At 49.8% G+C, this 9,420-nt stretch carries 9 protein-coding genes; all 9 read right to left on the bottom strand.

The features are described from left to right. Nucleotides 1–193: 193 nt before the first annotated feature. The gene (locus FBR45_RS26125; protein WP_138507404.1) at nt 194–538 is read right to left on the bottom strand and encodes an NHLP leader peptide family RiPP precursor; all 345 of its coding nucleotides are present in this window, start codon (nt 536–538) and stop codon (nt 194–196) included. 34 nt (nt 539–572) lie between these two features. After that, nucleotides 573–902, bottom strand: a complete 330-nt coding sequence (locus FBR45_RS26120; RefSeq protein ID WP_138507403.1) for an NHLP leader peptide family RiPP precursor — start codon at nt 900–902, stop codon at nt 573–575. A 468-nt stretch (nt 903–1,370) separates the two neighbouring features. Next, complete coding sequence (locus FBR45_RS26110; RefSeq protein WP_171044969.1) at nt 1,371–3,353, bottom strand: adenylate/guanylate cyclase domain-containing protein; 1,983 nt, start codon at nt 3,351–3,353, stop codon at nt 1,371–1,373. Further along, a complete protein-coding gene (locus FBR45_RS26475; RefSeq protein WP_171044968.1) occupies nt 3,353–3,526 on the bottom strand; it encodes a hypothetical protein in 174 nt (57 codons plus the stop codon). The genes FBR45_RS26110 and FBR45_RS26475 overlap by 1 nt, the downstream gene beginning before the upstream one ends. A gap of 386 nt (nt 3,527–3,912) precedes the next feature. After that, nucleotides 3,913–4,092, bottom strand: a complete 180-nt coding sequence (locus tag FBR45_RS26105; protein ID WP_138507400.1) for a hypothetical protein — start codon at nt 4,090–4,092, stop codon at nt 3,913–3,915. A gap of 209 nt (nt 4,093–4,301) precedes the next feature. After that, nucleotides 4,302–7,376, bottom strand: coding sequence for a lantibiotic dehydratase (locus FBR45_RS26100; RefSeq protein WP_138507399.1), 3,075 nt, complete (start codon nt 7,374–7,376; stop codon nt 4,302–4,304). Nucleotides 7,377–7,531: 155 nt separating this feature from the next. Further along, nucleotides 7,532–7,891, bottom strand: coding sequence for a response regulator (locus FBR45_RS26095; protein WP_138507398.1), 360 nt, complete (start codon nt 7,889–7,891; stop codon nt 7,532–7,534). Between the two features lie 6 nt (nt 7,892–7,897). Then, complete coding sequence (locus FBR45_RS26470; RefSeq protein WP_171044967.1) at nt 7,898–8,038, bottom strand: hypothetical protein; 141 nt, start codon at nt 8,036–8,038, stop codon at nt 7,898–7,900. Nucleotides 8,039–8,242: 204 nt separating this feature from the next. Next, complete coding sequence (locus tag FBR45_RS26090) at nt 8,243–9,394, bottom strand: sensor histidine kinase (RefSeq protein WP_138507397.1); 1,152 nt, start codon at nt 9,392–9,394, stop codon at nt 8,243–8,245. Nucleotides 9,395–9,420: the final 26 nt, after the last annotated feature.

The following is a 9,420-nucleotide window of genomic DNA, read 5'->3' as shown; positions in this document are numbered from 1 at the left end:
TGGTATAACCGGCAACGCAGGCATTCGGCGCTAGGCTATCTTTCCCCTTTTGACTATTACAGTGGGCAGTGCCAACAAGTTGCTTAAAAGTTTGTCCAGTGTTTTGTTGCAAGTCCATATTGCCAATCTGACTTTGAAGCAGGGAGTAACAAAATCTAGCCTATAAAACCGAAACAAAACTCTTACAAAGAGCCTAACTTATTGTTGGCAGTTCGTATGGTTGCAAAATTATTGGGAGAGAAATAATAACAGGCATGAAAGGAAAGCCACTGGCTCCCCCAGCTACACTCTCAAGTTGTTCTTCGTTCAACTCTACATCTTCCGTATTTTGTTTAGCGGGAATGTTGATGTATGCTGTAGCTTCGTCGGTTTGGTCACGTACTACAAGTCTCTTACCTTCGGGCAGGCTTAACTTTTGGCCGGTTAGCTTTTCGATGGCAGCTACAGGGTTGGCTACTAGCTCCTCCTTAAATTGGGCATCTTCCCAAGCTCTTTGTACAATCTGAGCGTACAGTTTTTGTTCTTTTGTGAACTCCATTGTTTTACTTGTTTTGGTTTATTATTTATTTAAATTAAATGGTAATACAATCTTTAAGGTTGGGAAATAAGCTAACCACAAAATTTCCCCAAATTTGGTGCCCGCCACCGGCTACGGCTTCGAGCTGCTCTTCGCTTAGTTCCATATTCTCGATCTCGGGCTCGGCGGGAATGTTTACGTATATTTTTGACTTATCAGTTTGGTCATTAACGACAAGGGTTTTTCCTTCTGGTATCGCTACTTTAACGCCCGTCAATTTCTCTATTGCTTTTATCGGGTCAGTCAGGAGCTCTTTCCTGTAATTGACATCCTCCCAAGCTTTGGAAATAATTTTTTCTATAATTTCCTGTTTTCGCTGTTCCATATCTTTATTTATATAATATAAAGAAGTATTATAGTTATCTTAAAATTTGTCAGAGCTACTGACAATCTCCTTATTGTTCACGCTTAGCCTATGATAGCAAGTAGACTATTTTTCAAAAAAAAGATAAATGTATATGGCCAAGCCAAAATTGGTAGATGTTGTTGAAATTAATCGATAGCCCTGAGCCGTGTACTCATCAAGCTTAGCCTGAATCTCTTCCTTCGACTTCTTTACGATGTGCTCTGCATCGAGCGTTAATTTTGAATAATAGATCAGGGATTCTACCTTACACTCTTTCATTATTTTGTAGATAAATCTTCAGTTAACAGTATTCTGGCGTCTATTAAAACAGCCTATTTAGCTAAAACAGAAATTCTGTAACTACTTTATATAAGATAACCCCAAGTGCCGCGTACAAAGCTATTTTCCAGGTATCCTTTCTTTTTTCTTCTCTGCTCTTTTCCATGATCACGCTAGTTCATATACAAACTTTTTCTCCACGAAGTACATACCCATATCCCCTTTTCCTTTGGCATGAACCTGCCCTCTGTATTCGAACGAGAAACATTCTTCGTCCTTGATCAGATCGTATAGGGTCTCGCTTATATTAACCTTCCCGACCAGCCCACTGCTTTCCATTCGGCTGGCGGTGTTTACGGTATCGCCCCACACATCGTACTGGAACTTTTTGACCCCTACGATACCAGCCACAATAGGTCCGGCATGGATGCCCAGGCGCATGTCAAAGGCAGGACGACCCTGGGCGCGGTTTTCAGCGGCTCGCTGTATCATGAATGTCTGCATCTCCAGGCCGGCCAGGACAATGTTCTTCAGCGCCCGTTCGTCCGTATGTGGAATGCCGCCGGCTGCCATGTAGGCATCACCAATGGTTTTAATTTTTTCGATCTGATATTTACCGGCAATTAGGTCAAACGCTTTGAAGCAGGTATGAATCTCTTCGACCAGGCTTTGCGGAGACATCTGCTCGGCGGTCTGCGTAAAGGACTTGAAATCCGTGAACAGGATCGAAACCAGGTTATATTCGCGGGCATCGACATGCCCTTTTTCTTTCAGCTCCTCCGCAATCTCTTCGGGCAAAATGTTCAGCAGCAAAGCCTCAGAGCGATCTTTCTCGATTTTCAGTGCCGCTCTTGATTTCCTGACGTAGTTAAGCTGAGCCCATAAACCAGCCGCCACCAGGAGAATCAAACCCAACGACAGGATAATCATATTCCGTTGCTTTTCCTGCCGCTCTACTTCCTCTTTATGCTTCAACTGAATGGCATGCTCTTTTCTGACATAGGCAATACTATCGACCAGCTGCTGCTTCTGAAACTCCATGCCCATGACTTTATTGGCCGTTTCTGACAGGTTTAAGCTATCTTCCAGCGTGTTAGCCTGCTCAAAATAGTGCAATGCCTGCCGGTCATTTCCTAACGCCTTGTACGATTGGTACAGACAATCGCATCCCCGTTTTTTCAGTGAGACAGACCCTATTTCTCGCGCCAGTCGTAAACCCTCCTGGCATTTGTTTACCGCGTCAGTAACTTTTGCCGACCGATGCAAAATACTGCCAATAGCGATCTGCGATTCTGCCTGGCTCTGCAGGCTGCCTATCTGTTTAGAATAGATCAGACAGCGCGTGTAATAGGGTAAAGCTCGTTTATAATCTGACTGCGCATAGAATAAATCACCCAAGCTATTCAATGCCAGTATCTGTAACTGCTTATCCTTTTTTTTGTCGGCAATTTGTAACGATTCGTTAAAACTTTGAAATGCGTTATCGTACTTGCCCTGTTTCAAATAAATATTACCGATAGCATCCTGTATCTGGGCAATTCTTTCCTGGTTGCCTCCTCGTTTGTAAACAGCATAAGCCTGAGTAAAATACTTCATAGCGTTGCTGTAATCCTTCGCTTTAGTGTAAATTAAGCCGATGTTATTGGTAGCGGCTGTTAAATTATCGGTGTCTCCAATTTCTTTAAATATGATTGCCGCCTGCCGAAAATGCTCCAGTGCTTTAAGGTAATTTCCCTGGCTATTGTATACGCTACCAATATTATTCAGCGTTGAAGCAACTCCTTTTCTATAGTGTATCTTTTTAAAGGTTTCAGCCCCTTTTTTGAAAGCCGCAACTGCTTTTGAGAAATCACCCTGGTAATAGTAGGTTATTGCCATGTAGTTAAAACAATCCCCTACTTTCTTTCCATCACCGATGGTCTGGTAAAGTTTTTGGCTTTTTTCGAACAGTATCAGTGATTGTTGATAGGCCTGCGTATCCTGAAAGTGAACCCCCTGGTTAAAAAGGCTATCAGCTATCTTCCTGTTAATGGCCTTAGTTACACTGGCTGGTTTACTTGTGGTCTGTGTTGATGTGGTCTGTGCATACAACCTGTTCTCTATCCCTGTCGATAGAAGAACCCCCAGCAATATGCACATCCACGACTTCATCATCCTCTAATAATAAAACCCCCATCTGTTCCACCCGATATAATATCCAGCTGCTCGTCGTTCAGCTCCATGTCCTCTACTGGCTCGGCCGGAAAAATGGCAGCTTTAGTAGACGAATTCACTTGATCAGCAACGATCACCTTGTTGTTTTCCTGGTTGTTCTGTAGTTCCATGACTTTGTCTGTTTTGATTGGTTTTTCAGAACAAAATTGCCTACGCATTTACTGATAAAACTGACAAAAAAACCGACAAAACCGCAATTATGCTCCCTGTTCCGCTCCATTTCAGGACAACCTCCCCCGCTCTTGGTACGGGGGAGTACGTATGCCCGCCTGGTTCGTTTTAGTATGGATCACTTTGAATCATTTCCGGTGTAGCTACGGTGCTACGCCCCGGCTTCCTAGTACTATGAGTATAAGTAGTACGCGTCTGTATAAATTCTTAGCTTTTAGTTGTGTTCTGTTGCCCTGATGACATTGTAAAGGTCTTAGTCAAAGGCAGATATATCAATAACTCGAGGTTATACTTTAGTCATTCAGGTTATAAGCGCAGGGCCCTGTCAGGCTGCCTCGTCGTAATGCTGCAACGGCTCGTCGGCGGGCAGATCCAGGCCGTCGAACAGATCGCCGGCCGATACCATCCAGTTGTCATCAAATGAGCCAATCTCGTCGGCCATCGAGTCGATGTCGTTATTAATCCACACCTCAAAAGAGAACTCAGACGTGATGCGCTTTTTCATGATCTTATTTGTTTAGAGAGTCATTGTGCCTTTGTTTTTGTGATTGATTTGTTGATTCAAAGTTGCGACCTAACCCGTCGGGCTTCAATAACCGGCCGTTATAGCTTAATCCGTTTGGGCAAACTTTATTCGATTTGGTTATAAAGCCCATAAAAAAAGCCACGAAACGCATCGTCCCGTGGCTTTTCGTGAGCGGATCACGTAGTATACTATAGTTTCTGCCGTGCCCAGACCGAATCGTAATGTTTGGCCAGGCAGTAATATAGTACAAGCTCGTAGGCCCGCTGTTTGGACGGAAACAGCCGGTTCACCACCATATGAATCAGGCTGCTCAGCATAGAGTGCAACGTTTGCGGATTGTACTCATAAGCGGCCACCAGCTTTTGCAACAGTTCGGTTTGCCGGCAGTGCCATTGGTTATGTTCGTCGGCCAGCGGAAAATCGGCCGATAGGGCATGCTCCAGGAGCGAGCGGTAGGTGCGGTATTTTTCGTTCAGTTGCCGACGCAGCGCCGACTCGCCCCCGAACTCCAGAAAGAAGCTTTCTTTAAGCCGGCTCATGATGGCCAGGCACCCGTCGGGCAAGAGGCCTGCCCCGGCCAGGAGCTGATTAATTTTACGGATGGCAAACGCAAAGCGCAGGTTTTCGTCGAAGGCATCGCCGGTGCGCGCCATGAAGGCCAGCGTCGACAGGCTGTCGCAGTGAAACAGCGTTTCGCACAGGCCGATGTGTTCCATACCATACCGCTCCAGTTCGCGCTGGTAGGTGTCGATCTGAACGCGGTGTACGATACCCGCTTCTATAGATTCGGCCAGCGCCTTTTCTACCATACGTACCACCTGATGGTAAAATTCAAGGTGCGCGTTGCCCCGAAACCGAAGCCGCAGGTGGGGGTCGGTATCTTTATAGCGCACGAAGAAAAACTCCTGGATGATCTGCGTTTTCAGCAGCTGCTGCACAACGGGGTAAATGGTTTGCAGCAGCAGGGCGTCGGATGTTTTTTCGCCCGTGTACACTTTCAGGTAGAACCACTCGCTGCCTACTGAAAATTTGCGCTGGGGCAGGTGTGTATTTGTCTGACTCAGACCGGGTAGCGACGGGGCGGCTTTGTTATGAAACGGAATAATGATTTCGTGCGTGAAGTGCTCACGTTTGTTGATCAGCGGGCAGCGGTCGGGCTGGGTCAGGCATTCGACCAGCCGAATCTGCGTTTGTTTTTTGATTTCGTCGATGAGCAGGTTGAGCGACGCCGGTACGTGCAGCGCTATGTACAGTTCATTATCGCCCTGAGCCAGCATAAACTGATCGGGCAGGCCAACGGCTGTTAGCTGAGCTACCAACCGCAGCGGATTGTCGGGCGTCAGGTCACGACATTGAATCTGCCAGGTAGCCCGGCTTATCAGGATGTTGCGGTATCTGACGCGGGGCAGGTAAGCCTGGGTTCGCAAAACGCCCCAGTTCCAGACCACGTTCAGGTGCATATCCTGCGCCTGTAAATCGCAGAGAAACCGGTAAATGGGCAGGCCCTGGCTAAAATTATGCGCGTTGGTCAGCCGCGGCACCACGCGCTGGTTCAGGCGTTTGGAACGCAGCACAACCCGATTGTTGCGCACCGATACCATCAGGTCGGATAACGGAATCTGATGATCAGGCGCCACCGACGACTGGCCCATATACGGAATTTCGTACTGGTAGAGCGTAGGCCGGATCAGGATATTACCCACCCGGTTTTCGGGCAGGTGCACAATTTCGGCCATGATCACGTTGGGGTGATGCTCTTCTTCGGCGGTAGCGCAACTCCGGATGTGTTCGGCTAGCTGGGGGTCGCCTTCGCCAAAGCGGCTCATGAGGTTAATGGCCGACGGTCCTTTGCAGGCCAGCAGATTGAACAGAAAATCGCCTTCGTCGAGTGCCCGGGCCGAGCGGGCCAGCAGCGACCCAAAGGCGTAAAAGCTGCCCGGCAACGGTGCCGACGCGGCTTGCTGGCTACTGATGTAGGTTAGATCGTCGTCGGTCAGGATAATTTCGTCCTGTTTGGTTCGCAGGGTTTCGGCGTATTTGTCCATGACCAGCGTCTGCCACCAGTCCCAGGCGGTGGTCTGGGCCACTGCAGCACTGGCAAAGGTAAGGTCGTCGATGAGCGGGGCGTAGCCTACACCCAGCATGGAACTGTGGCCGTAGCCGATACCGAACTCGCTGTCGAGCGCCAGCGCCAGCGGTACCTCTTCGTCTTCGTACCGATTATAAAACAGCCGTTTGAACTCGTCGAGATTGGGGCAGACGAAGGGCTGGTTCAGGGCCATCAGTTTCTCCAGCGGGCGCTGCAGGTGCTGCATGGCGCGTTCGCTCAACTGCAGGCCTGGCGTATCGAAAAACGTGTCGACCTGTACAACATCGGCAGTGGGTACGGCAATGGACCGATCCAGAAACCACTGCCGAACCTGCGTATACGCCACGAGCCGGTCGGGCTGCTGCAACTGATGCTGAAGCTGGCGCAGATCGCTGGCCCAGCCATCGGCATTCTCCAGCGAAGCAATTTGCTCGGTCAGCCGGTCGAGGTAGTGCAGGCCAGTTACGGTAGGTTCGATCTCGAAGATGAGCAGCTGCCCTTCAATCAGTTGTTCAACAAAGTCGATGGCTTCTTCGGCCTGGGCATCCCGTTCGATCAGCAGCGCGGCCAGTTCCTGGATGGTGGCGCCGGTACGGGCGGCTTTGAGAACAAGGGTCAAGTACTGATCGGCCTCGACAACGCTGATAAAGTAGTTCCGGTTACTGGCTTCGCGCTGTTGTTCGACATAACGAAGCGACGAGCCAACCGGGTAGAGCGATGAGTTAGGAAAAAGGCGTAGCTGCGTCCGAATGGTGGGCTGGCTCGTGAGCCACTCCCGAATGCCCAGCAGGCAATCCATATCAACACGGGTGTGGGTACGCAGCGATTGGGCCGGAGCGGCCTGAAATTGGGTGTATTCGCCAAACTGACCCGTCGTGCATCCTGCAAACATACCGTAGGGTGTAGCGCGGCTACACATCCGAATCAGGTACTTATGTAAGGTAGCCAGCAGTTTATCCTGCTCGGGCAGGACCTCGCCCGCCAGCCAGCGCCGGAATCGTTCGTAGAGGGTTGGCGACGCAGCCAGGATAGCCTCCTGCGCCAGCGGATCCTGATAATGTTGCCGTAAAAGTTCTTCGAGGGGGTGGGAACTCAGCTGCTGGTAAAACTGAATTAGCCGGTCGAGGGAATAAAGGGGCCGACGTATCAAAAAAAAACGGCTTAGCTGGATCATTCGGGAAGTATATCGACGTGGAGGAACTTACTAAGATAGTGAGCCCTGCCAGGGGTGTCAACAAAACCCGCTTTTTTTCGACTAATTACCCGAATAAATTATTGTTACTAAACAGATCGGAACGTATTTAGGATCATTTTCGTGTAACTACATCTTTATCCAAACACAGCTACATAGCGCTCCATACTCATCGCGAACCGGTCAAATGAATACGGTTCGGTCAGGAAATCAAAGGGATGCAGGTTCAGATAGCTGAACAGATGAGCTGGATAGGGCGAGGTAACAATAACCGCCGGATGCTGGCGAAGGGCGGCCAGAAACGGCTCCGGCACATCCTCGTCAGGGGCCGACAACCGCAAAAAAACCAGCGTACACTCCCTGGACCGGATGCAGGCGAGCGCATCTTCAGTAAACGCACCAGTCTGGCCGAAACATAGCCAGCCAGTGCGCTGAAGATAGTGAGCAAGCTGGCTTCGGCTTACTCTCGAATAGTTAAGGGTGAGATAGGTTTGCAAGAGGTGCTAGTCGCCAATAGTCAGGAAATCACAAATTCGGCTCGACTTACCTGTGTTTGAATTAGTCACACCAGCGGGCGTCAGGCACACAATGCGCTCTTTCTTCAGCGTAAGGCGGGGCGATACGGTAGCTGTTTGATTTTTCATGGTAATAGGCGTTAGAAGGTTGGTTTAGAAGTTAGCAAGAAACAACTGTCGCTGGTGACCAGTGGCCGTTGACAGGATAAACATAGCAGATGACCCTAGCCCGCAGCAAGTTGTTTAGATCGATTTCGGTCACTTTTCGACTAATAGCCGACTTTTTTCGATGAATGATTGCCCACCAGAAACCAGGTGTTGTTATACCGCCGGTTAGCGAGTCATCTCCTGAATGGGTTCCAGGTCGATAACGAGCTGAACCCGGTACACATCGGCCGCTGGCGTAATCGTCAGCGTGTGTTTATGGGCATATAAGGCCTCCAGCCGACGGCGCACATTTATCAGCCCTACCCCACCCGATTTAGCCCTGGTGCCAGCGGTACCTCGTCGGGGCGCCACGCTGTTGACTACGCTAAACGTTAGCCGGTGTTCGACTACGGTGGCGTCTACCCGTACGTACGCGTTGGACATGCCTCCTTTTATGCCATGCTTGAAGGCGTTCTCCACGAAGGCGATCAGCAGCAGCGGGGCAACCTGACACCCCCCGGCATCACCCTGCTGCTGGTAGTCGATTGTAATGGGCTGATCGGCCAGACGATTGCGCTCCAGGTTGAGGTAGTTCTGAATATACGCCAGCTCTTTGTCGAGGGCAATGCGGGGCTGGTCGGTTTCGTAGAGGTTGTAGCGCATCAGCTCGGCGAGTTGCAGCACGAGGTTGGCTGCGGGCTCATCGGTATCGAAGATGCGGGCGTAAATGCTGTTGAGGGTATTGAACAGAAAGTGCGGGTTGACCTGGGCCTTCAAAAAATTCAGCTCCAGGGCAAGTTTATCGCGTTCGGCCAGAACCAGTCGTCGCTGGTAACCGATAATGTCCCGAAAGGCTTTGAAGGTCAGTAGCGCAATGGGGATGCTAAACCCGTAAAACAGATTCCATAAAGCAACCCGCAGGCTGGTAAAGCAGCCCAGCCAGCCAGCTTCCTGAACCATGGCGTTTATTTTGGTTGCATAGGTTGGTTTTCCGTCCGGCCGTACTTTATCACTGATCGCGTCCAGATAGTGAAATAACTCACTATTGATCTGGTACATGACAAAGAAAACCACAAGGATGACGGTAGCCAGACGCAGGTACCTCTGAGAGTAAATGAAGGCCGGAAATACGTAGTACCCCAGCAGGTAATACAGCCCGACTGTTTCCAGAAAATCAACGACCGAAGCCGTACGAACCACTCGCTCATTGTCTTCGAAAATCCGGCTGCCGGTGCTGTCGATAAGCACAACGTATACGACCAGCCACATCAGCAGATGGCCCAGCACCCGAAACAGGCGTCGGTTTGGCCGATACACCGTGTCGAGTAGCTGACGCACTGGCCGACCAGCAGACCCTGGCGTAT

It is taken from the genome of Spirosoma lacussanchae, assembly GCF_005870035.1.
GTDB classification, from domain to species: Bacteria; Bacteroidota; Bacteroidia; order Cytophagales; family Spirosomataceae; genus Spirosoma; species Spirosoma lacussanchae.
The sequence above is the reverse complement of the archived record's forward strand: the minus strand, read 5'-3'. Positions and strand labels throughout refer to the sequence as shown.

Bases quoted from the DNA above. Each gene is read 5' to 3' on its own strand.
- FBR45_RS26125 (WP_138507404.1), bottom strand. From the start codon at position 538: ATGGAGTTCACAAAAGAACAAAAACTGTACGCTCAGATTGTACAAAGA.
- FBR45_RS26120 (WP_138507403.1), bottom strand. From the start codon at position 902: ATGGAACAGCGAAAACAGGAAATTATAGAAAAAATTATTTCCAAAGCT.
- FBR45_RS26110 (WP_171044969.1), bottom strand. From the start codon at position 3,353: ATGAAGTCGTGGATGTGCATATTGCTGGGGGTTCTTCTATCGACAGGG.
- FBR45_RS26475 (WP_171044968.1), bottom strand. From the start codon at position 3,526: ATGGAACTACAGAACAACCAGGAAAACAACAAGGTGATCGTTGCTGAT.
- FBR45_RS26105 (WP_138507400.1), bottom strand. From the start codon at position 4,092: ATGAAAAAGCGCATCACGTCTGAGTTCTCTTTTGAGGTGTGGATTAAT.
- FBR45_RS26100 (WP_138507399.1), bottom strand. From the start codon at position 7,376: ATGATCCAGCTAAGCCGTTTTTTTTTGATACGTCGGCCCCTTTATTCC.
- FBR45_RS26470 (WP_171044967.1), bottom strand. From the start codon at position 8,038: ATGAAAAATCAAACAGCTACCGTATCGCCCCGCCTTACGCTGAAGAAA.